Source organism: Lewinella cohaerens DSM 23179 (genome assembly GCF_000379805.1).
GTDB classification, from domain to species: domain Bacteria; phylum Bacteroidota; class Bacteroidia; order Chitinophagales; family Saprospiraceae; genus Lewinella; species Lewinella cohaerens.
In genome coordinates, this window is record NZ_KB903536.1 from 114,998 (window position 1) to 139,000 (window position 24,003).

The following is a 24,003-nucleotide window of genomic DNA, read 5'->3' on the forward strand; positions in this document are numbered from 1 at the left end:
CACTTATCAGAAAAGGAAAATCAACAGATGAGAAAGATCAAGATCACTGCGGTAAGTTACCTGAATACCAAACCCTTGTTGTATGGTATACTCAATAGCCCTTTGGCAGATCAGGTAGATCTTTCTTTAGATATTCCTAGTGAGTGTGCCCGAAAACTTCGTGAGGGAGAAGTAGACTTAGCACTTACTCCTGTAGCTATCTTGCCAGAATTGAAGAACTGGCATTTGGTTTCGGATTATTGTATTGGAGCTGTAGGCGAAGTAAAGACCGTGAATATTTACAGCGAGGTTCCTATTGAAGAAATTACAGCTTTGTACCTCGATCATCATTCTCGTAGTTCGGTGGCATTGTCTCGGGTGTTATTGCGGGATCACTGGCGTATCACGCCTAAGTTGTTAGAAGCAAAAGAAGGCTATATCAATCAAATAAAAGGCAGTATCGCTGGCGTAGTTATTGGTGACCGAACGATTGGACTTGAGCGTAGTTTCCCTTATGTTTATGATCTCAGTTTGGCTTGGCAGTCACTCACCGATTTACCTTTTGTTTTTGCCGCCTGGGTAAGTACAAAAAGTTTGCCTGAAGCATTTAAGTTGGCCTTTAATGAAGCTCTAAAAGCAGGGATTGCAGCTATTCCCAAATTGAAATTACTACTCCCCTCTCCAGATCCTTCTTTTGATTTAGAAACCTATTTTACTTCTTACATCAGTTACAACCTGGATGAAGCTAAACGGGAAGCACTACATAAGTTTTTGGGCTATGTGGCAGCACTAGAGCCTTTCCACCCACAAATTTCTCGTTCTTCGCAACCAGTGTAGCGACTAAACTGTTTGGTAAGAAAACAACAAAGTATAATGAGCAATCAACTCGCTTTGGCAACCCTTGGAGGGGGCTGTTTCTGGTGTGTGGAAGCCATCTTTGAGCAAGTAGAAGGTGTACACGCCGTGATGTCAGGATACAGCGGTGGTGACAAAGCCACTGCGGATTACAAAACCGTTTGTTCGGGTACAACCAAACACGCAGAAGTTGTACAAGTGAGTTTTGATCCTTCGGTAACATCGTACCAGGAGATTTTGGAGATTTTCTTTACTACTCATGACCCTACAACTCCGAACCGGCAAGGAAACGATGTAGGGCCACAGTACCGATCAGTCGTTTTTTACCACGACGAAGCCCAAAAAGCAATAGCAGAAGAAACTAAAGCTGACTATGCACCGAAGGTTTGGGATTCACCCATTGTGACGGAAATCGCGCCTTTTGAAGAACTCTTTCCGGCAGAAGAATACCATCACGGTTATTATAGTAAGGTAGGAGAGCGAAATCCTTATTGCACTTTTGTTATTACTCCGAAAGTGAGTAAGTTCAGAAAGCTGTTTAGTCACAAAATGAAGGTAAAAAGCTAATAGTAGCGTTTTTTTAGTGGATGCTGAAGTATATTAGGCCACTTCAGCATCCAGCGATGCTCTCTAGGAAAGGTAATTAAGAAGGATCGGTGACCTTGCCCATAAAGAGGATGCTCTTCGTTTTATTATCATGAATAACGAAGACAAAAGGTTGATCTGCTCGGAATACGGGGATTATAGGTACAGAGGTATTGACAATAACAACCACCGTCACCGCTGCAGCTTCCGTTCCTTCTTCGTTGACTTCTACGAAAGCTTTATGGATAACATCATCAATTTTCACGCCGTCGCCATTGATCATTTGTGAGAAATCAGCTCTATCCGAAAAAGCTTCGTCCATGCCCATCATGCTCAGGACACTTTTTAGCTTGATCTCGTATTCCAGTTTGAATTTAGGCAAGAAGAGTTCAACATCACTAGGAGCCATTTGTGTCTGCCAGGTTTCCCAATTTTCCGGGCTGAACTCAGTGATGACCTCCTCTAAGTTATGGCCTTCCCGAGGAAGGAAAATACTCATCGAATAGATCGAATCTCCATAAGGCAAATCAATAGCCTGAAACAGTTCATTGCTAGTATAGCGGAACGACGACTCTCCTATGTGCATCATTTCGACATCTACAGGGCCGTTTGGACTCGTAAATTCAGCGAGTTGAGTATCTTCTGGATCAAACTCCGTTTGCCAACTTCCTTGAAAGTAAATTGCATTGATCAATAACATAACTACGTTTGAAGGGAGTTCACCAAGAGCACCCGTGATTAATCCTTCTGTATTGTTTTCTATCCATGCGTTTACTTCGTCGACGATTTCTGCCTCTCTGAAATCAACAGGAAGAACCTCGCTAGCATAATAGTCTGTATTAGTAGCTAAAAAAGCTGGTAATACAGGATAATCATTCTGGTGCCAGATGGAATTGGCTATTTTAAGTCGTGTTGCGGGATCTAGCTGCGGAAGCACATCAAGTAAAGTTTGATATGCTTCATTGATCTGAGACAAACTGATCGTCCCCGTTCGGAGTGCCGTTTGCATATCCGTGAGGGTTTGACCGTTGGCGCCATTCATGGTCATCGACAAAGCCGTAGAAATACTAAATGGAGAAATAAAAACATTAGCATCTTCCGTATCCTGCGCATGAATGGTTTTAAACAGGTCGATAGCAAAGTGCCCATTGGCTGCTGTTAGCTCACAAACACTCGGGTGATCGGCACAATCGAAATCAATTGGTGGGGTTGGATTAGGAGGTGTATTGTTTTTTTCGCATTGGAAACAAGCAATACTAAAGGTCACAAGAACAAGGAAGAATGCTAATGGTTTCATTGGATGGATACTTTTCTAGGGGAAGACAGCTCATGGTACTTGTAGGGTTGGGTGCTAGGTTGATAAAATTCATGAAACTCAAAATATCGAGAAGGTTTCGGGGGGGGGTAAATGCAGGGCTGTCGAATCTAGGAAGTTGCTATATGAAAAAGTCTTATTGTTAGACTTTTATATATGTTGAAAAAAATCGTTTAACTACCCTAAACGATACCTTTTTTACTATCTCTAGCAGAATCAACACCTTGCGATATATTATGATTTTCCAGATTCGACAGCCCTGGGGGGGTAAATGGAGTAAGAGTAACGGGGTAGGCGCATAGCCCGCACGGCGGGACCCACCCTATATCTGGTGAATTCCAGCCCGAACACCGCACATCTCCTGCTAACCTTAGCAAAAGACACGCTATCACACCCTCTCTTCAGTGAGCTGAAAAGAGGCCTACATTGCGTTAAAAAAACGATGAATTAACTCACTGACCAAGTGAGAGGTGTGTTCCTTCGATGTGTAAGTTGTATTTTGGTCACTAACTTACACGTCAAAGTTAGTAAAATCCATCAAACAAAACAAATTATTTGCAATAAAATAAACTACAAACAAAAATGACACTAGATGGCGATTTTATCCAGCCCGATTTTATTAGTAAAGAAGGTGGCGTCATCCATTTTCTCAAAGTTGACGAAAAGGAATGGGAACGGCAACGTTTTCAGGCAGAGCGTTGGGAGAATACGCTGGGCTGTGGTGGGTATGTTTTCATGATTTTTGGCACTTTGCTTTTGGCGATGCTGTTTTATGTATGGATATTTTTTGTTGGCCTAGCTTTAAGTATGGTTTTTATCTTTGCGAGAACTCGCCAGATAAAAAAGTACAATAGGCTAAAAGCCTACAAGGATATAACCTTTGTCATTTTTGATGATAGGGTTGTTCGATACACTTTGAGTAATTACCAGGTTTTCTACTTTTCAGAACTGAACCACATACGGTTTACGCCATATGGTATACATCTGTGGAAACCTACCTCCTGGCGGGAATGGCTCCATCCCAGCGTTTATGATGTTCAGAGTACCAAATTATTGGTCATTCCAAATGCTACTGAAAGTTATCCTGATATCGAACACTTTATTGAAGGTCTGAAAAGCACTTATAACGAATAGCATTTTATCGAATATTCCTGTTCATTCATCGCAAAACCATAACTGTAAGAACAAATTGCCGTATATTGGTATTATAAGTAAAAGAGCAATATTTGGCCCTTTCTACTTATCGTTTAATGTTTTAACAGTCATCAAAATCAATATTATAATGCTTCCAATAGTACCTATTGTCGCAGTCGTTTTCTTAATGATCTTACTGTCCGGCATCTTTACTGTCAAGCAACAATCTGCCGCTTTGATAGAACGGTTTGGCCGCTTTATGAGTGTCAAAAGCTCTGGACTTCAATTCAAGATACCCTTTGTAGACCGCGTAGCAGGCCGTGTGAGCCTCAAGATTCAACAGCTTGATGTTTTGGTGGAAACCAAAACCAAAGACAATGTTTTCGTAAAACTGAAAGTGAGTGTTCAGTTTGTGGTCTCCGCTGATAAAGTGTACGAAGCTTTTTACAAACTGGAGAACCCTTACGAGCAAATCAACGCCTACGTATTCGATGTCGTTCGTGCGGAAGTTCCCAAGTTGAAATTGGATGATGTTTTCGAACGCAAAGACGATATTGCGAATGCCATCAAAGGAGAATTGGCGGAAGCCATGGAAGGTTATGGCTATGGCATCGTAAAAGCACTGGTTACAGATATTGACCCCGACCATACTGTAAAGGACGCGATGAACCGTATCAACGCCGCTGAGCGCGAAAAGCTTGCCGCCGAATATGAAGGCGAAGCAGAGCGTATCCGGATCGTTGCTAAAGCAAAAGCTGAAGCAGAAAGCAAGCGCCTACAAGGACAAGGTATCGCCGATCAGCGTCGCGAGATTGCACGTGGCCTGGAGGAAAGTGTAGAAGTGCTAAACAAAGTAGGCATCAACTCCCAGGAGGCATCAGCCTTGATCGTTGTAACACAGCATTATGACACCCTACAGTCGATGGGCGAGAATGCCAATAGCAATCTGATTATGCTTCCTAATTCCCCCGCAGCTGGCAGTAATATGCTAGCTGAAATGACAGCCAGCTTTGTTGCTAGTCAACAAATTGGCGAGTCAATGAAAGAAAACAACGAGCAGCTAAAGTTGGAAAAACCTAAGCAGAAGCTGCACCGTTAAGATTTGAGAGTAGTTTTGAGTATATACTGAGCGTTGTCCTTTGGGGCAACGCTTTTTTTTGTGCTGCTACCATGAAATATCAGATAGAAAACGAGCCCCTTCTCACCTCCACAAAACCTTAAAAAACGACCACTTGCCCAGCTTTTTAACACTTGTTGGAAGTAGCTAAAAAAATAAAAAAATAATTTTAATACAACTGTAGTTTATTATCAAAAATACGTTGATATTTGTAGCTGCAAGTATGCAAATGAACATGTCTTATTTAACTTAAAAACCTGTATCACAGGTAGTTACTTTTCTTTTTTCCTTTTCTTATTTTTTACAAATTATAATCCTAATGGGCAAAATTGGCTTTCAATTTGTCAAGGCATTCCTACGCCTTGATGTGATGCTGATGGCTTTCCTTTTCGCCTTCAGCTCTCCTCTTTCCAGCCAGACCGGCTGTAACGGCCAACCTCTACAAGTAGGCTGTATTGCTAACGTAAATGTTACACTCAATGCCGACTGTGCAGCGAACGTAACACCAAGTATGGTACTTACTGGTAACTACCAGTGTGCTGACGAAATTGTAGTAACAATTGATGGTGGCAACACCAATGTACTAGCTGGTTGTGGTGCTCACACTTATATGGTGGTGGTAACAGACAACGGGCAGGAAGTTTACACTTGCTGGGGTAACATTTTCGCCGAAGACAAAACTGATCCGGTGGTAGTTTGTCCTGCAAATACAGATGAAGTTACCGTTGACCTTAGCGCTCAGATCATTTCTGGTGCATTGGCTGGTACTGATCCTGGTATTCAATTGGCCAACTACTCATGTTTCCTGGAGATTTTCCCTCCATTGGCGGGTAATCACTACTACGATCTTTATTCTTTCACCGTAAACAACCCTACCGGTCAAGGTATCTTTACATTTGACATGGGTACTGCTTGGGGCGACGGTACCATGGCCTTGTTCCAAGGTAACTTCAACCCTGCTAACCCTTGTGAGAATATCATTGCTCAAGCAGATGACCTCGTGAGTGGTAGCGGCTTTATTACTTCTTTCGATCCTACTATTCGTATGTCTGCTAGTTTGGTGGATGGTCAGACCTACACCTTGATAGTGAGCAGCTGGGCCAACAACCAGACCGGTAACTACGCAGTGGCAGTATTTGGAGAAAATGGTTCTATCAGTGGTGGGTTCCCTACCCAGGTTGCACCTGTAACTTTCGACTTGGTTTGTACAGATATCGATCAGATTCGTCTTCTTGCTCCTGCTACTTACGTGGTGAATGCAACAGGTGGTATTGTATCGATCCCTCCTGCATTAAGCACTATCTTGGGCCGCACTGGTTTCCCAACGGTAACGGACAACTGTGGAAATATCCTCGTAACTGTTTCTGACGTAGTTTCTTCAGCAGGTGATTGTGGTAACGTGACAATTACGCGTACTTTCCGTGCTGCTGATCGTTACAACTCAGGTTGTATTGGTACACCTCGTGTCGACATCTGCCAGCAGATTATCACTTTCCGTAAGCCTTTAGTTGCAGAAATCATTCTCCCCAACTTTACGGCAGTTATGGAATGTGACGAGACCTTCGCTACTGACGGTACTGTTGGTGGTCCTGATAACAACCCTGCGGCTAGCGTAACCGGTTATCCTTTTATTCGTACAGCATTCGGTTTTCACGACTTGAACAGTTCTTACTGTAACATTGGTGCTTCTTATTCTGACGAACCTCGCATCAACGTTTGTACAGGTTCTTACAAATACCGCCGTGAGTGGAATATCATCGACTGGTGTAACCCAGGTTCTAGCATTATCTACAACCAGTTCGTAAAAGTTGGTGACTTCACCGGCCCAATCATTTCTGGTGTACCTGCTGTGATTTCTGTGTCTACTTCTCCGTTTAACTGTATGGCCAACTTTTTAGTGCCAAACCCGCAGGTAACGGACGGTAATGGCTGTTCTACTGCCGCTGCTACGACTTATACAATTCTGGCAAATGGTACCACCTTCTTCCGTGGTGGAAATATTGGTGCTAACGTTGTCGTACAAGTACCTATCGGTAACCACACCGTTGAGCTATGTGCTGAAGATGGCTGTGGAAACGAAACTTGTGTTACCTACGACTTGGTTGTTCGTGACTTGATCGAACCTACTGCTTCTTGTGATGACCAGTTGAACGTTTCCATCGGCGGTGGTGATGTTGCTAATGGTATTACTGGTATCGCTCGCGTTTATGCGAATGATATTAACGAAGGTTCTAATGACAACTGTGGTCCTGTGACCCTGGAAGTACGTCGTAACTACTGGCGCAACAACACTTGTGACGCAAGTGCTAACCGTTGGAGTCCTTGGGGCAACTTTGTAGATTTCTACTGCTGTGATGTCAACAATGAAATCACNATTGAACTACGTGTAACGGATCAGTCTGGCAACCAAAACACTTGCTGGTTGGTCGTAACACCTGAAGATAAGCTAAATCCATACTGCTACGCACCTGCTAACGTAAGCTTGACTTGCGCTAACTTGCCACTGGCATTCCCTGGCGATATTGCTGCCGCTTACAACACGGAATTTGCTGCTACTTCTATCATGATGGATGCCATCTTTGGTGGAGCAAGCGGTACGGATAACTGTGCAGTGGATACTATCATAGAGCGTACTCCTAATATCCAGGTCAACGAATGTGGCTGGGGTTCTATCACCCGTCGTTTTGAGGCATGGCAAGTACGTCCTGCTGGCGACGCTAACGGTAATGGTGCCATTGATATCAACGAAGTATTCCGTTCAACGAACAGCTGTAGCCAGTTGATCACTATCACGGAAGTACACGATTTCGTTATCGACTTCCCTGAAGATACAGACGCTGACTGTGGTGATCCTGAGATTCCTACTATCATCACCTCTGCTGACGGTTGTGATGTATTGGCTATCAACATCGGTAACCCGGTTCGTTTTAGCTCAGTAGGTGACGAATGTTACAAATTAAGCATTACTTATGATGTTATCAACTGGTGTTTGTGGGATGGTGAATACACCGGCTACGTACTACCTCGCATGACGGAAGATGATGGCGAAGCATTGCCAATCGACCGCTCTGTTGAAGGTAACGAACGCCCTGTTGTTCGCTACTCAGATAGCAGCTTCTGTATCGACCGTCGTCACACTGACCGCAATGGTGACTCAAGCCTTGACAACTGTTTTGCGCCTACACTGCCAAACTACGGCCGTTACAAGTACACCCAGTTTATTAAAGTATACGACTCTACGGCACCAGTAGTAAGCGTAGGTAACTTCGGTGGCCCAACGGCATTGTGCCCAACCCTTACTGCTGGCCAATTTGGTAGCGTAACCGGTACTTGTGGTGCTCCTGTAAGCATTCCTTTCAGCGTAGCTGATGATTGCGAACTGTTCAACCAAAGCGGCAACTTGGTAGTAACCATCGTATCTGCTAACCTGGATGCATTCGCAGTAGATGCTAACCGTGATGGCTTTATCAAGTCTAACGAATTTGTAGCTGATGCTGATGCGCTTGGTAACATCACCAACAATGGTGACGGTACTTTCGTATTCACTGGTACTCTCCCAATCATCACTTCAGCAATGGGTGATAACATCCTGCACGCTTTCCGCGTATTGTTCCAGGATGGTTGTGGTAACCAGGTAAGCAAAATCATCGAATTTGATGTTATCGACTGCAAAGGCCCTGCTCCTATTTGTATCAACGGCTTGACCGTAACCCTGATGCCTCAAGAAGGTGGTGGTTGTGCAATGGCTATCTGGGCCAGCGACTTCGAAGCTTCTCCGATCTACGATTGTACTGGTCAAGGACCAGCTGTACACCCAACAACGGGTCTGCCACGCGTTACCAAGTACGCTATTTACCGTGCTGCTGATGTAGAAGCTAACCCCAACTTCGTTCCTAGCCCTGATGATACCGGATTGGTATTAACGGATGAAGACGAAGAGACTACTGTGGTATACGTTTACGCTTTCGACGAAGAAGGCAACTACGATTACTGCGAAACTTACATCTTGGTTCAGCAGCACACCAGCTGTAACCCTGCTGGTAACGGAACGATCCAAGGTGTTATCGCTACAGAAAGCGACGAAACAGTGCAAGGTGTAGAAGTAAATGTAAACGGTGGTACTCAAACAATGGTGACCAACGCTAACGGTACATTCACCTTTAGCCTTACTCAAGGTGGTGACTACTCTATTACTCCTTACTTGAATGCGAACCCAATGAACGGTGTTTCTACCTTCGACCTCGTGTTGATGGCTAAGCACATCCTTGGTGTACAAACGTTGAACAGCCCTTACAAAATGATTGCTGCCGACGTAAACCGTTCTGGTACCGTATCTACCCTGGATATGATCCAGTTGCGTAAACTGATCTTGAACATTGAAACAAGCTTCCCGAACAATACCAGCTGGCGCTTCATCCCGGTTACGTACAACTTCCCATTGCCTACGAACCCTTGGTTTGTAGCATTCCCGGAACTAAGTAACGTGAACAACTTGGTAGGAACGGTAACTGCAGATTTCGTAGCTGTCAAGATTGGTGACGTCAACGGTAGTGCACAAGCTAATGCATTGGCTGGTGATGATCGTACCGTGAACGGACAGTTCAATATGCTAGCTGAAAACCAGTCATTGAAGGCTGGCAACACCTATACGGTTGCATTCACAGCATTAGACATGGCTGCTATCACTGGATTTCAGGGAACCCTGAAATTACAAGGTGCTAGCCTGGTAGATGTAGAGTACGGTGTAGCAACAGCGGAAAACTTCGGTCTACGTTTTGCACAAGAAGGCTTCATCACTATGAGCTGGAACCGCTCTAACTACAATGAGGCAATTGCGAAAAAAGAAGTACTGTTTAGCTTGGTAATTCAGGCAACTACGGATGCTCAACTTAGCGATATCCTTACCGTAAATAGCCGCTACACTGCTGCTGAAGCTTACAGCAATGGCAACATCATGAACGTAGGTATTGATTTCACCAACGGAGCAGTTGCTATCCAAGGTTTCCAGTTGTACCAAAATATGCCTAACCCTTTCCAGGCTGAAACTCAAATCGGTTTCAACTTACCGAAAGAAGCAAAGGTTCAACTGACGATCTCTGACCTGACCGGTCGTGTACTTTACACCAACGCTGGATCAATTGCAGTGTTTGGCGCAGGTTACCAAACCATGACGGTGACCAAGCAAATGATTAATGGCGCTACGGGTGTATTGAACTACACTATCGAAGCTGGCGATTACCGCGCTACCAAGCAAATGGTAGTGGTAAAATAAAGGAAAAACCCTGTGCTTGTGGAGATGCATGATCGGTGCGCTCTACCAACATGGTCGATTTCTTATAAGAAGGCGATTTACTAATCGCTCTACTTAATGCCTTGCTAGCGCAAACGGCGGTATCCAACCAGGGTGCCGCCGTTTTGCATTTATGGCAGTCGCTCTGTGTACAATAACTTATCTTTGCCTTCATTCCATTGCCTTGGCGTCGCGACATGTGGCGTTCTTAATATCTCAAAACACTTTTTCCATGTTGAAAAATATCAGCACACTATGCTTTTTCGCGCTACTATTCTGGGCTTGTGAAGCTCCTACTGAAGCAACTAGCGATAGTTCCGAAACCAAGGAGAATCCGATAAATACCGAAGAAACTCCAGCGGAATACGCCATTGTAATCCACGGAGGAGCTGGGACAATCCTTCGCTCTGATTTGACGCCAGAGCAGGATGCCGCCTATCGGGAAGCGCTCAATAAAGCCCTGGATATTGGAGAAGAAATCCTAAAAAATGGCGGAACCTCTATCGATGCCGTAGAGCAAACGATCCACTTTATGGAAGATTCTCCGCTGTTTAACGCTGGAAAAGGTGCGGTATTTAACCACGAAGGCCACAATGAAATGGACGCATCACTGATGATGGGCAATGACCGTATGGCTGGAGCAGTCGGTGGAGTATCAAACATCAAACATCCCATTTCGGCTGCGCGGGCTGTGATGGAAAAATCTCCTCATGTTCTTCTTACTGGAAAGGGTGCAGAACAGTTTGCTGCTGACCAAAACCTGGAAATTGTAGATCCTTCCTATTTCTATACCCAACGCCGTTGGGATGCCTTGCAAAATGCACTTGCTCGCGAAAAGGAGGAAGGAGAAGCCCAGGTAGAACTAGACCATAATGAACGTAAAAAAGGCACCGTCGGCTGTGTTGCCCTGGACAAGGAAGGCAACATTGTAGCAGGTACCTCCACCGGAGGAATGACCAACAAGCGCTGGAACCGCCTAGGGGATTCACCAATCATCGGAGCAGGTACCTTTGCGGATAACGCTACCTGTGGCGTCAGTTGTACAGGGCATGGTGAGTTCTTTATCCGCTGGGCAGTCGCCTATGATGTAGCAGCCAGGATGGCCTATAAAGGAATTGATATTAACACCGCAGCCTCTGAGGTTATAAACGAAGAATTGGTAAAAGCAGGAGGCGAAGGTGGCCTGATCGCGCTGGATAAAATGGGAAATATCACCATGCCATTTAATTCAGAAGGAATGTACCGTGGCTATGCAAAACCAGGCGAAAGAGTAGTCGCTATTTATAAAGAATAGGGAATATTAAAAAATAAATCCCTCTAATTCCTATTATTTAAGTAGGAATTGTATTTTTGCCCAGCAAAACAAAGCAATCAATGACAGAAATACAGAGAGAGTCCCGCTTACGGAGCGTATTAAAGGCCTTAAGTTGGAGGGTGGTAGCAACAACAACCATCATTGCCATTGCTTTCTTTACCACTGGTGATATTGAGATGGCCCTCGAAATTGGGTTTATCGAATTTTTTATCAAATTTGCACTTTATTACCTGCATGAAAGAGCTTGGCAATTGGCTCCACGAGGCACTATTCGCAAGTTAGCAGGCAAAAAACAAGTAGAGACACTACAAAAGTAAATGGCAACGGAAAATATACATCCTATTTTTGACCGCCTACTCTCACGAGAAGAGCGGGAAAATCGTTTGCAACAACGGGCAAAAGTACTTTGGCTGACAGGTTTGTCTGGCTCTGGCAAAAGTACCATAGCTCAAGGCTTGGAGCAGCGCTTGTTTGCCGAAGGCTACTTCCCCCAAGTGTTGGATGGCGACAATATTCGCACCGGAATTAACAATAATCTGGGCTTTAGCCTTGAAGATCGTCAGGAAAATATCCGACGCATTGCAGAGGTCGCCAAATTGTACTTGGACTCTGGCATAATTGTTCTCTGCTCTTTTATTAGCCCCACTAGGGCTATTCGTAAACAGGCAGAGGAAATCATCGGAAAGGAAGACTTCTTGGAAATTTTCATCGATACACCTTTAGAGGTTTGTGAAGCACGGGATGTAAAAGGACTGTATGCCAAAGCCCGCCGTGGCGAAATCAAAGGATTTACAGGTATTGATTCTCCTTATGAGGCACCAGAGCGTGCATTTTTAACTGTTCCAACCAGAGATATGACGGTGGAAGCGGCTGTAGCACAAGTGTATGCAGCCTTATCCCCTGTTGTTTCTTTGCCCCAATAAAAACCAGCGACAAAAAACAATTATCTATGTCAAGTGGCTATCATGTCAATCATCTACGTGAATTAGAAGCGGAATCGATCTTCATTCTTCGTGAGGTGGCGGCACAATTTGAAAATCCGGTACTCCTGTTTAGTGGTGGTAAAGACAGTATTCTTATGGCCTATCTGGCGCGGAAAGCATTCTATCCCGCTCGGATTCCCTTCCCTTTATTGCACATTGATACAGGGCACAACTTCCCGGAGACCCTGGAGTTTCGTGATCAATTGGTAGAGGACTACGGTGCCCGTCTGATCGTAGGCTCTGTACAGGCCGCTATTGACAACAAGGAGTTGGTCGAAGAAAAAGGCTATAACGCTAGCCGGAACTATCTGCAAACCCACGTTCTTCTAGACTCTTTGGAGAAAGGAAAGTACGATGCCGCCCTGGGTGGTGGTCGCCGCGACGAGGAGAAGGCTCGCGCCAAAGAGCGTTTCTTTAGCCACCGCGATGAGTTTGGCCAATGGGATCCTAAAAACCAGCGCCCCGAGTTGTGGAACCTCTTCAACGGAAAGAAACAATACGGTGAGCACTTCCGAGTTTTCCCCATCAGTAACTGGACGGAACTAGATGTGTGGCAGTACTTGTCCATGGAAAATGTACCACTGCCGAGCTTGTATTTCGCGCATAAGCGTAAAGTAATTCGCCGCGACGGCACCCTCCTCGCCGATTGTGATTACATCCCAAAGAAACCTACCGAAACCGTCGAGGAAATGATGGTACGTTGCCGTACGATCGGTGACATGACCTGTACCGGTGTTTGGGAATCAGAAGCCACTACCGTGGAAGAAATCATTCAGGAAGTAGCTACTGCCCGCCAAACCGAACGGGGAGGACGAACGGATGACAAACGTTCCGAAACGGCAATGGAGGATCGTAAAAAGCAGGGTTATTTCTAAAGAGTTGGTCCGTGTAAGCGTTTCGGCCATCCAATTATCTCTTTTAACAATTGTCACACCAATTAGAAAAAGGGACGAAAAAATTATTCCTTTTCTGATATTTTTTGTGGTCAAACTAAAGCAAAAATCGTAAGTGACTGATAAGGAGCGTGATTTTTGTTTTCGATTGACTCCAAACACAAAAAATATCGGAGAATCAAATTAATGACATGTCAGAGCAACATACAGAGTTATTACGTTTTTCAACGGCGGGTAGTGTAGATGATGGAAAGTCTACCCTGATCGGTCGTTTACTTTACGATAGCAAATCTATTTTTGAAGACCAGTACGAGACGATCCGCGAAACGACAGCTCGTCGTGGAGAAGAGGGCGTCAATCTGGCACTACTCACTGATGGCCTGAAAGCCGAACGGGAGCAAGGGATTACCATTGATGTAGCCTACCGCTATTTTGCTACACCACGCCGTAAGTTTATCATCGCTGATACGCCTGGGCATATACAGTATACCCGCAACATGGTCACGGGAGCTTCTACGGCAAACGTAGCACTGATCCTCATTGATGCTCGCCACGGCATTGTAGAACAAACGCGCCGTCATGCATTCATCGCCAGCCTATTACAGATACCTCACCTGGTGGTGTGTATCAACAAGATGGACTTGGTCGATCACAGCGAAGAAGTGTACGAAAAGATCAAGGAGGAGTTCTCTGAATTCAGCTACAAACTGGATGTCAAAGATGTCCACTTTATTCCAATTTCAGCCCTCAACGGAGACAATGTAGTAGACAAATCAACCAACATGGATTGGTACGGTGGCTCTACCCTATTGTACTATCTAGAGAATGTCCACATTGGTAGTGATGACAACTTTATCGACTGCCGCTTCCCTGTACAGTTTGTAGTACGCCCCAATACGGACGAATTCCATGATTACCGCGGCTACGCTGGCCGGGTAGCTGGAGGTGTATTCAAAAAGGGCGACAAAGTGATGGTTCTTCCTTCTGGTTTCACTTCTGAAATTACGAAAATCGACACCTTTGATGGAGAGCTGGAAGAAGCCTTTCCTCCAATGTCAGTGACCCTACTGCTAAAGGACGATATTGACGTAAGCCGTGGAGACATGATCGTTCGGGAAAACAATATCCCGGAGGTGAGCCAGGACTTGGAACTAATGATTTGCTGGTTTCATGATAAGCCATTGCAAGCTCGGGGCAAATATGGTATCAAGCATACCACCCAGGATGCGCGTTGTGTGATTAAAGAAATTCGATACAAACTGGATATCAACACATTACACCGCAATGAAGAGGACACCGAGATTGGCATGAACGATATTGCTCGTATCGTTATTCGGACGACCAAGCCGCTGTTTACAGATATTTATCGTCGGAATCGCAACACAGGCAGCATCATCCTTATTGATGAGCAGACCAACGAAACGGTTGCTGCGGGGATGGTGATATAAAGGGAAGTGAGGTTTGGTGGTAATCTCTCCTTGTCAAGAGGCCATCAAACCTCACTGTACTGAGTAAAAAGTATATCGTACTTGGTATAAGCGAGGTTCAGTCCGCGTTATTGTTATCTATTTGATCCAATTGTTGCTGGATAAATGCAGTATGGCGGCGGATTTCAGCGTTTACGAAATCATGGATTTCTTTTTGGGAGAGGGTTTGATCGTAGTACTTTTCGATTTTCTGATCATCGCTACCTCTTTCAATAGAGAAGGTCGTATACTTGAATTTTATTGTTAAAATGGAATCGAAGTGAACACTCTTGAACTTCTTCTTATTGAGTTCCCTAAACAAAAACCTGATCTGAAGATCGCGTTTCGCTTCAAGGAGCTCTTTATGGAATTGAGCTGGTTCAAAATCAGTGACTAGTGTACCTGTACCATCAAAGGATAAAAAGCATTGTGTATTTAAATAGAATTCCCCAAGTCGTCGATTCTTTTGAATAAAGTACCTGAAAAGTGGCACCAAGCTATCGTTATAAACGGTTAATATAGTTTCGTCTGTTTTTTGAAGCTTCACATCTTCCCCAACTCCCTTCATCCGCTGCTCCAACAGTGCAATCTCTTTATCTACATCATCTGGTTCTTCAATGGACTCTCCTTTGGCTCCCTTGATCATTAGCTCCAATGAATCAACAAGATTACCTGCAATATATTCTACGAAAGGGGTAATCGTACCAGCATCAGCTAGTTGAAGCGCAGCGAAATAATTGGCCTTGTCTTCTGTTTTGATGATGACAGGAGGGTAGCCAAATTTTAGTAAGATGAAGTTCATCAATATTCGTGCAGTACGCCCATTTCCATCATCAAAAGGGTGAATACGAATGTACTTATAGTGGAATTCAGCAGCCAGTAATATTGGGCTTACGTCCTCTCTCTCCGCTTCTTTTCGGTACCATTCTATCAAGTCAGCCATCTTTGCTGGCGTTTCTTCCGGGCTGGCAAAGCGGAAAATTTCCCCCGTTTGGGTTTTTACGTGGTTAGGCTGCTTCTTGTAATCTCCTACACTGATTTTTTTCTTGGTTGGTTTACCATCAGCAGTGATGGCGTCAACCTCATAGGGCTCTTTTAAAATAAGCTTGTGGAGCTCACGTATAAAAGTTTCATTTAAAGGACGATCGTCTTTTACAACTTCCAAAATCCAAAGCACAGCCTCATTATGCCCGGTTATTTCAAGATGATCCTTGAGCGGTTTTCCTTGTGCGGTTATATTAAATAGGATAAGTGCTCTTGTCTCTCCATAAGAAAGGGTATTCCCCTCTAAATGATTAGAATGATAGTTCCAGTCCAATCTGAATTTTTGCATGATGCGTGACTCCTCGTCTTTACTCAGTGGCCTGAGTAAGTCTAGTTCTTTTTTTAAGGAGCGAGCTTCAGCAATTGCATCCATATTAATTCAGCAATTTGTTTTTGCGCAATACTAAGAACAGCACAAAAATAAATTGAGGTGTCGTTTTTCAAAAAGCTGGCTAAGCCAACCAAGTCGAGCTTGCCGAGTAGGCAGGCGTGTCAGCTTTTTGAAAAACCTCAAAGACGGCTCAATTTGTTTTTTGCGCAATATAACTTGTTGCAATTTAACCATTCATTACTTAATGCTTATCCGAATCCCCCTCTTCTTTTGCATATTCGGCAATAGTGGGAGCTTTCCATCTTTCGTAACCTACTGGTTCTTCCTTGGCTTTCTCAATGGCTTTACTGGTACGTTGTTTGTCACGAATCATAGCAAAGGTCATGATCAGGCTGGTACCAATAATAATATCTAAAAGGATACCTGGCTCAAAGCCCGGAATAATGGCAGCCTCAGGAATATCGTAAAATAAAAGAATGGTAATTAATCCCCGAGGGGCAATGTAGAGCTGAGGGAAAATATCTTTACCAATAAACATTCGTAAAAAGAAATAGCGAATCAGGTAGATAGTGGCTACTATTGCCAAACTAATAAGCGTGACTTCTAAATTGGCAATTGATGCCAGGGATATAGTCAGACCAAAAATAACGAAGAAAAACGTACGTACAACAAACGCCGATTCCATCGTCACCACATGAAGTCCCTCGTACATTTGTGAGGCTTTCTCCAAATGCAGCCATTGCCCCAACTTACCTCTGAAGAAAACTTTCATATTAGCAATCACCAATCCAAATACCAGGATGATAATAAGCGAAGAAAGGTGCATCTTCTTCCCTACCGCGTACAGTAAAAGCAACACTGCAATGAGCAAGAATAGCTTTGTATGACTACGGATGTTTTGGAAAATAAGAATGATTAAATAACTGGCAATCACCGCAATACCAATGGTAAGAAGCAGGTTTCCAGAAAAATCAAGAAAACCACTGCCATGACCACCTGCATCTAGGTTTCCCGTAAGGAAATAGAACATCATGATCCCCAAGATGTCAGAAAAGGTACTTTCATAGATGTGGAATTCCTTTTTATCCTCCCTCAAAGTTGCTACACTGGGAATAATAATAGCACTGGAAAGAATAGACAAAGGCGTCGCATATAGCCAGGCAGAGGCCATGTCCATCCCAGGAACAAACTGATGTAGGATAAGGGCCGCTACGTAAGCCGACACTAATAAACAGATCAAGGCGATAAATAAAGCCTTGAAAATGGGTAAGTATTTACCAGGTTTAAGCTCCAGCTCCAGGGCCGCCTCAAGGACAATCATTATTAGGCCGACGGTTCCTAGAACTTTCAAGACCGGGAGGAAATCCGGACGATCACCAAGGGCGGCATCCAACACAAATTGCAGAAGGATACCCAGTACAATCAGCATTAATACAGAAGGGATGCTGGTCTTACGGGCGGCTTCTCCGAAGAAGAAGGATAAAATCAGAATGAGCGAAGCCCCGATGATTAGTGTATAAGCAGATAATTCGTGCATAACAGATCGGCTATATTTTGGTGGTTCTAGCAGAAAAATCCTGCTCTTCCAGTCGTTGAATAAGGTCTTTAAGGTGTTTTTCGTCGTGTAGAGCGACCTCGACCAGCCAAGGCTGATCAGTAGGGTTGGTTGTTGTTACCAAAGGGCGATGTAGCCAATTCAAATAAGGCACGACCTGAAGCAATTCCTGCAACTGTTCCAGTTTAGCAGTATTGTTCTCTTCTTCAGGCACGTTTACTTTCAAGCTAAAAAAGCTGCTGTTCTTCTCTCCTATAAGTAAGGTATACCCATCTCTTAACAAGTCCTCGAAATTGAGAAAATGTAAGCCTTTATTGGTTTGTAAACGTAGCCCCAAACGTCCAATATAAGTAATGAGGCCACTGAAGTCTTGGTGATTCAGTCGGGTTCCTAATTTAAGATTATGATCAAAAAGCAGGATTCGTCCACTGAAGTAGTTACGCAATTGCCGGAGGCAAGCCAGTAGCAACAGTAGCACGATCAGGCCGTGAAAAAAAGGCTTGATGAGCATAAAATAACTGCCTATCACCAATACAACAATAGGCTCAAAAAGCAGCAAACCATATCGTACATAACGATCAATAATCAGCTGCCAGTCTGCTGGCGCACTGATCCGAATCAGGATGCGGTGAGCGAGCTGAAGAGCAAAATAAAACAATGCCAGTTGGATGCTGATACTCAGCAATCCCCCCCAACTGTAGTCGTAGTGAACTTGCCACAAATAATCCATAGTAGCTTAAAGGTATTGCTTGTTTTTTAATTGACGAATGACACCATTCGCCGCTGCTTCATTGATCTCCAACCATCCATCCAGATGCCTGGTGAGTAGCCCCACGCCCAGTAGCCGTAGTAATGCTTCTGCGTAACGAGGGCTAAAAGCTGGTCCAAAACGCTTGCGCAAGCGGTATTCTGTTGTACGTTTTTCGAGTAGTAGCGTACGCAGCAAGAGTGCTTGATCTGCTTCTATAAAATTGGGGAGCTGAAAAAAATTGGCTCCCATTTGATAAACTTGTTCTTCATTGCGGCGCTGAGTGTGATAAGCCCACAGGTTAAGTGCCTCACCAATATTACCCCCTGAAGCACGATAAACCCGGCTAACAGCCAGTTGAAAGGCACTAGGTTCCAGTGTTTCGCCTTCTTTCGTGACCAGCGACTTATGCGTTGCTCCGTGACGAATCAGGATAGCTTGTTGCACCTCTTCCTGGCTCATAATATCCAATTGAAGGGTAGCCTGAAAGTGCCTGCTTAATTCATGGTTGTTTTCCAGGTAATCACACAAAGGATTAGCTGCTGCTACCAAGTAGAATATTGAACCAGCATGGTGGTCCATGTGCCTTAACAGTGCTTTAGTATTTTGGTGAATGGTACAAGCAGGATCATGCCACAACTCGAGATCATCCAACCAAACAAGGGGTGGTTGCTCAAAGCGATATTTACTAATAAATTCCAAGGCAGCACCAAGGTCGAAGGTTGTTTCAAAAGTACGGCCTTGAAGGCTAATAAAGGAATTGGGAAGCAGGCGGATAGTTTCATTAGGGAAATAACGATTGCTCACCAAATCGCCAAAGAGCGACTTTCCAGAAAAACGATCACCACGTAAAAGGACAGCCCCCCTGTAGCCTTTTCGCCAATGCTTAACCAAGGTAGCTATCCGCTGTAATTCAGCTTTACGGCCAACCCAAAAAGATTCGCCAATGTAACCTTTGGTCAAGAAAATGCTGGTATAAGCCTGATTGTTGGCAGGTGGAGCATGATTTTCGATGTAACGCACCACTTTTTCTGAAACGCTAAGTGCATCTTCGGCTTGTACTGATGTCAGCCATCTGCGAATTCTCTTTCGTTGGTTCCTCCACCAGCGGGTCAGGTTCAGCAACAGCTGGTTTTGATTGTCACGAAACTGGTTAATCGTAGACTGTAGCGGAACTTCCAGAAAGAAATTCGACTCGTTGAAAACATTAGACAACTTAAAGTTTTCATCCAATCTGCTATGGATCAGCTCATGCAGCTTTTGTAGCTCTTTCTCCCGATCCGTTGTTTGAATCAGGAAACTTTGAAGCGGCTGACAAAGGTCTTCACTAACCATTCCTCTTTCCGGGCTTTCGCTATTCAGCAAAATGGCTCGGTTCCTGATATTGATCAGTGCCATTTTGAGGTTATTCCGGATGTTGGTCGTTAGCTCCCACACCTCATAGAGCAAAGGCAGTGTTTCGGAATCCAGCCAACGCGAAATATAACGTCGAAAATTGATTTCTTTAACCTGCAAAGCCGCGCCCGAAATAGCTACCGGCACCAAGGTTTCGCCAGCCAATGCCTCCAGGCCTTTTTCCAGAGAAAGATTGAAGCGCTTGCCTAGTTTTTGCTGAGATATTTGACTTTCCTGATTCTCCAGATACATAGGAATCCGGGTACGAGCTTCTGAAGCGTTTTCTTCAATATAAGTGTTGGCTTCCTGAGCAATTTCTTTCAACTGATCGATCTCCGCTACTACCGTATGGATATCATCCAGAATGATTTTTCTTATCTTCTGCAAGGCGGTACTATTCTGTCCTAGTAAATCCTGCTTGGCAGCGATATCCCGAATCTGGGTAGTGATGGTCCCAATTTGTTCTCGATAAACAGGCCATGGGAGTGCCTGGTGCTTCCAGGCATCCATCATTTTGGCCGCCATCTTCGGACTTGCAGTGAATTCGGCATCCAATTCTGGGAGCAAATTTTTCAATTCTGTTGCCGCATCTGTCAGGTTCTGATTACTTGCGTGCTGCCAGCGCTGCCAACTTTCTTCTTTAATTTCGGCATCTAGCGACAACATCTGTGCATGCAAGTGCTCAAAGGTCGTATTGCGCCATAGCAGTAGGAAAGATTTTCCCGCAGCCAGCCAACGATAGAAAAAGAGGTAGTCCTCTCGTTGAACTTCGACAGCCCCTTCTTTTGACGAAGAGAAAACTTGAGCACGCTGATCACCTAAGGTAATCAGGGCTTGGCACAATTGCTGCCCCAATGTGCTGAGGGCAATCGACTGTTGCTTAGGCTCTAGCTCTGTCCAAGACATTTGCGTAGCCTTCTCCAGGGTGGTGTAAAACTCTTCCAACGGCGATTGTACTTGCTCCATGGTGCCAAAGATGCTACTGTGTAAGCATATTTCCAAATGAAAAGTGTAAGTTAATTTTTCAGCAATGCCTATAGAGTAACTTCCAGGTATTGTGCGAAACTGCTATTGGTGTAAAACCCAACCTGTACGGTAGGTTTCAAGAAATATTTTACTCAATGCCCGTGATGTTGTCCTAGACTCCCATGATCCGTAAGGCCTCTAAAAAAGCGTTCAAACGGTGGCCTCCTCCCCTTATTAATTTTGCCAACATAACTCCGTAATGTTACTTAAGTTTTTACCTTAGTATTGCGCAGAAAATAAACTGCGATTTTTCTCAAGTTTTCCAAATAGTTAAAACGCTTAAAATGAAGCGCTTATTTAACTATTATGAAAAAAAATCGCTTTTTATTTTCGTGCTGTTCCTTAGAGCTGTTAATTCAAAAATGATCAAATGCGTAACGAATTCGTCGTCTTTGCCCTTCTCACCGTCTTGGGCAGTATTGCCTTGGGTTATTTCTTCCATCCCTACGGTTATGGGTTATTGCTATTTTTTGGTCCTATAGTGATGATTGGCTTCTACGACATGGTACAAGACAAGCACGCCATCATGCGCAATTTCCCGATCCTGGGACGCGGGCGTTACATCATGGAAGAATGGCGCCCCAAGCTGTACCAATACTTTATCGAATCAGATACCAACGGCCGCCCCATTAGCCGTACCATGCGTTCGGTCATTTACCAGCGAGCAAAAGATCAGAATGATACCACGCCCTTTGGCACCCAACTGGAAGTGTACGAAGAAGGCTACGAATGGATGAATCACTCTATTGCCCCATGTAACGCCGAAGAAATGGAGGAACCACGGGTACTCATTGGCAACAAAGAATGCCAGCAACCCTATTCTGCTTCTATCTTCAATGTTTCCGCAATGAGCTTCGGAAGTCTCAGTTCCGCAGCAATTGAAGCACTTAACGGAGGAGCAAAAATTGGCAACTTCGCACACAATACTGGTGAAGGTGGCGTAAGTTCCTACCACGAAACTTTTCAGGGTGACCTTATCTGGCAAGTAGGCACTGGCTATTTTGGTTGCCGCACAAAGGATGGTAATTTTGACCCTGAAAAATTCGCCCTACGTTCCCAAACGCCCAATATCAAAATGATAGAACTTAAACTATCACAAGGCGCGAAACCTGGTCATGGAGGGATTCTACCTGCGAAGAAAAACACACCCGAAATTGCTAAAATTCGCGGCGTAGAGCCGGGAACAGCTGTGCTTTCTCCTCCTTTCCACAAGGCCTTCTCTACCCCTAAGGGACTACTCAATCTGATCCAGCAAATGCGTGAGCTTAGTGGTGGAAAACCCGTTGGCTTCAAACTTTGTATTGGCCAACCCAGCGAGTTTATTGCCATCTGTAAAGCTATGGTCGAAACTGGCATCTATCCCGATTTTATCACCGTCGACGGTGGCGAAGGCGGCACCGGAGCAGCACCCATAGAATTTTCCGATTCCGTAGGGATGCCTTTCAAAGAAGGGCTCGCGTTTACCTACGACACACTCGTAGGTTTTGATCTCAAAAAACACATCGCCCTGCTGGCTTCAGGCAAGGTCTTAACTGGTTTCCACATCTTACGCGCAATGGCACTAGGAGCTGATGCCACCTACAGTGCCCGGGCTATGATGCTGGCCTTGGGCTGTATACAGGCGCTGGAATGTAACAAAAACAACTGCCCTACCGGCGTAGCTACCCAAGACCCCGAGCTGGTGGCTGGCCTCGTAGTCAGCGATAAGAAAAAGCGCGTAGCCAGTTTTCACCACAAAACCATCCACAGCGTACAAGAACTTCTCGGTGCCGCCGGTTTGACAAGCACAAAGCAGATAAATCGCCGGCATATCTTTCGGCGCACCAGCCTCAATGAGGTACGCCGTTATAGCCAAATCTTTCCGTATCTAACTACCGGAGTCCTACTCAACGAAAATACCGTACCTGAAAACTGGAAAGTAGAATGGGACCATGCTAATGCTGAGCATTTTTAATCTGCCTTTGCTGTAGAATCAAAAAATAATCGTACTTTTTGGATCGGATTTACAATTACCACTGAAACTTATTGCCAACAGTGGTATCAAAACTTCAAGGCTTAATCAACTGAGGTAACCCTCTGTACACTTTACTGAAGCTACTCGTAATATTTATCAAAACATCTATTACTATGAGTAAGTGTTCCTTTCTTCTACTGACTATTTTTTTATTTTCGCTGGCCTTGGCTCCCCGAGCTTTAAGCCAATGTATGGCAGAAGCCGGCACCATTACGGTTAATGATGACGGTGGCGGTACCAACCCTTTTGTCGTCTGCTTTGGCGAGGCTATTGATGTCACTTCTGACGGCAACTTTACGCTTCCTCCGAGTGGCCCTTTACCAGCGATGGTTTATCTTTTTTACTCCTGCCCTCCTACCGGCCCCGACCCGGCAGCAGACCCTTGCTGGACTTCGTGGTTTTGGACGGGTAGCGACATCCAAACAACCAACGACGGCGGTATTGTTGGCTCCGTAGGGATCAATACCTTTATCCTCGTCCCCACCGTTATCGACAACAACCAACCCCAACCCAATGGTCCCGGCATTGATGCTGATGGAGATTTGTGTTGGGACATCAACCCCGATGATACAGAAACCTTTACGTTCCTGAATGAAATCGAGATTACAGAACTAAATGTAGATGAATGTGCGGGAGAAGTCATTATCGAAATTATTGGGGGATATCCCGAGCTTTTTGCTGGCAATTACTCCCTTTCCAATACAGGTAACGGCTCAATTGGCCAGGCGGGTCCCGGCGGAGGAATTGTCACCATCTCCGGACTAATGCCCGGTGACTCTTACAGCTTTAACCTCGATGATGACGGCAATGGCTGCATGGCTACTTTCCCCGGTGGCGTTATCCCTGAAGCGGAAGAACTCATGCTCTTTTACGACCCCATTTGTGAAGGAGGCTCCGTTTCCCCAAGCCTCGTATTCCCTAGTGGCGGTGATTTTGACTTTGTCGTTCCACCCGGAGA

General features: G+C 44.7%; 15 protein-coding genes. 10 read left to right on the forward strand and 5 right to left on the reverse strand.

What is annotated here, in order from left to right; all coding sequences use genetic code 11:
* Nucleotides 1–27: 27 nt before the first annotated feature.
* Entirely contained in the window at nucleotides 28–816 is a 789-nt protein-coding gene (locus tag A3EU_RS29665; RefSeq protein WP_020535448.1) for a menaquinone biosynthetic enzyme MqnA/MqnD family protein, read from the forward strand.
* A 36-nt stretch (nucleotides 817–852) separates the two neighbouring features.
* Nucleotides 853–1,401, forward strand: a complete 549-nt coding sequence (gene msrA / locus A3EU_RS0107125; protein WP_020535449.1) for a peptide-methionine (S)-S-oxide reductase MsrA — start codon at nucleotides 853–855, stop codon at nucleotides 1,399–1,401.
* 76 nt (nucleotides 1,402–1,477) lie between these two features.
* On the opposite strand, the gene A3EU_RS0107130 is transcribed toward msrA, so the two are convergent.
* Nucleotides 1,478–2,716: a serpin family protein gene (locus A3EU_RS0107130; protein ID WP_020535450.1), complete on the reverse strand. Its 1,239-nt coding sequence runs from the start codon at nucleotides 2,714–2,716 to the stop codon at nucleotides 1,478–1,480.
* Nucleotides 2,717–3,316: 600 nt separating this feature from the next.
* Here A3EU_RS0107130 and A3EU_RS0107135 point away from each other — a divergent pair.
* From A3EU_RS0107135 to cysN, 7 genes are all read left to right on the forward strand, one after another.
* Nucleotides 3,317–3,868 carry a hypothetical protein gene (locus A3EU_RS0107135; RefSeq protein ID WP_020535451.1) on the forward strand — a complete coding sequence of 184 codons (552 nt, stop codon included), beginning with the start codon at nucleotides 3,317–3,319 and terminating at the stop codon, nucleotides 3,866–3,868.
* A 148-nt stretch (nucleotides 3,869–4,016) separates the two neighbouring features.
* Complete coding sequence (locus A3EU_RS0107140) at nucleotides 4,017–4,967, forward strand: SPFH domain-containing protein (protein WP_020535452.1); 951 nt, start codon at nucleotides 4,017–4,019, stop codon at nucleotides 4,965–4,967.
* 5,540 nt (nucleotides 4,968–10,507) lie between these two features.
* Entirely contained in the window at nucleotides 10,508–11,569 is a 1,062-nt protein-coding gene (locus tag A3EU_RS0107150; RefSeq protein WP_020535454.1) for an isoaspartyl peptidase/L-asparaginase family protein, read from the forward strand.
* A gap of 80 nt (nucleotides 11,570–11,649) precedes the next feature.
* Nucleotides 11,650–11,907, forward strand: coding sequence for a DUF2061 domain-containing protein (locus tag A3EU_RS29670; RefSeq protein ID WP_020535455.1), 258 nt, complete (start codon nucleotides 11,650–11,652; stop codon nucleotides 11,905–11,907).
* A complete protein-coding gene (gene cysC, locus A3EU_RS0107160; protein WP_020535456.1) occupies nucleotides 11,908–12,513 on the forward strand; it encodes an adenylyl-sulfate kinase in 606 nt (201 codons plus the stop codon). It abuts the gene before it with no gap.
* Between the two features lie 26 nt (nucleotides 12,514–12,539).
* On the forward strand, nucleotides 12,540–13,448 hold the full coding sequence (gene cysD / locus A3EU_RS0107165) for a sulfate adenylyltransferase subunit CysD (protein ID WP_020535457.1): 909 nt from the start codon (nucleotides 12,540–12,542) through the stop codon (nucleotides 13,446–13,448).
* Nucleotides 13,449–13,657: 209 nt separating this feature from the next.
* Nucleotides 13,658–14,914: a sulfate adenylyltransferase subunit CysN gene (gene cysN / locus A3EU_RS0107170; protein WP_020535458.1), complete on the forward strand. Its 1,257-nt coding sequence runs from the start codon at nucleotides 13,658–13,660 to the stop codon at nucleotides 14,912–14,914.
* Nucleotides 14,915–15,011: 97 nt separating this feature from the next.
* Here cysN and A3EU_RS29675 read toward each other — a convergent pair whose 3' ends face one another.
* From A3EU_RS29675 to A3EU_RS0107190, 4 genes are all read right to left on the reverse strand, one after another.
* Entirely contained in the window at nucleotides 15,012–16,349 is a 1,338-nt protein-coding gene (locus A3EU_RS29675; RefSeq protein WP_020535459.1) for a Fic family protein, read from the reverse strand.
* 199 nt (nucleotides 16,350–16,548) lie between these two features.
* Nucleotides 16,549–17,844: a cation:proton antiporter domain-containing protein gene (locus tag A3EU_RS0107180; RefSeq protein ID WP_020535460.1), complete on the reverse strand. Its 1,296-nt coding sequence runs from the start codon at nucleotides 17,842–17,844 to the stop codon at nucleotides 16,549–16,551.
* A 10-nt stretch (nucleotides 17,845–17,854) separates the two neighbouring features.
* Nucleotides 17,855–18,592: a hypothetical protein gene (locus tag A3EU_RS0107185; RefSeq protein WP_020535461.1), complete on the reverse strand. Its 738-nt coding sequence runs from the start codon at nucleotides 18,590–18,592 to the stop codon at nucleotides 17,855–17,857.
* 6 nt (nucleotides 18,593–18,598) lie between these two features.
* Nucleotides 18,599–20,971, reverse strand: a complete 2,373-nt coding sequence (locus A3EU_RS0107190; RefSeq protein WP_020535462.1) for a P-loop NTPase family protein — start codon at nucleotides 20,969–20,971, stop codon at nucleotides 18,599–18,601.
* Between the two features lie 430 nt (nucleotides 20,972–21,401).
* Here A3EU_RS0107190 and A3EU_RS29680 point away from each other — a divergent pair, with 430 nt between their 5' ends.
* Nucleotides 21,402–22,985 (forward strand): FMN-binding glutamate synthase family protein, encoded by a 1,584-nt coding sequence (locus A3EU_RS29680; protein ID WP_020535463.1) that lies wholly within the window; start codon nucleotides 21,402–21,404, stop codon nucleotides 22,983–22,985.
* Nucleotides 22,986–24,003 lie beyond the last annotated feature (1,018 nt).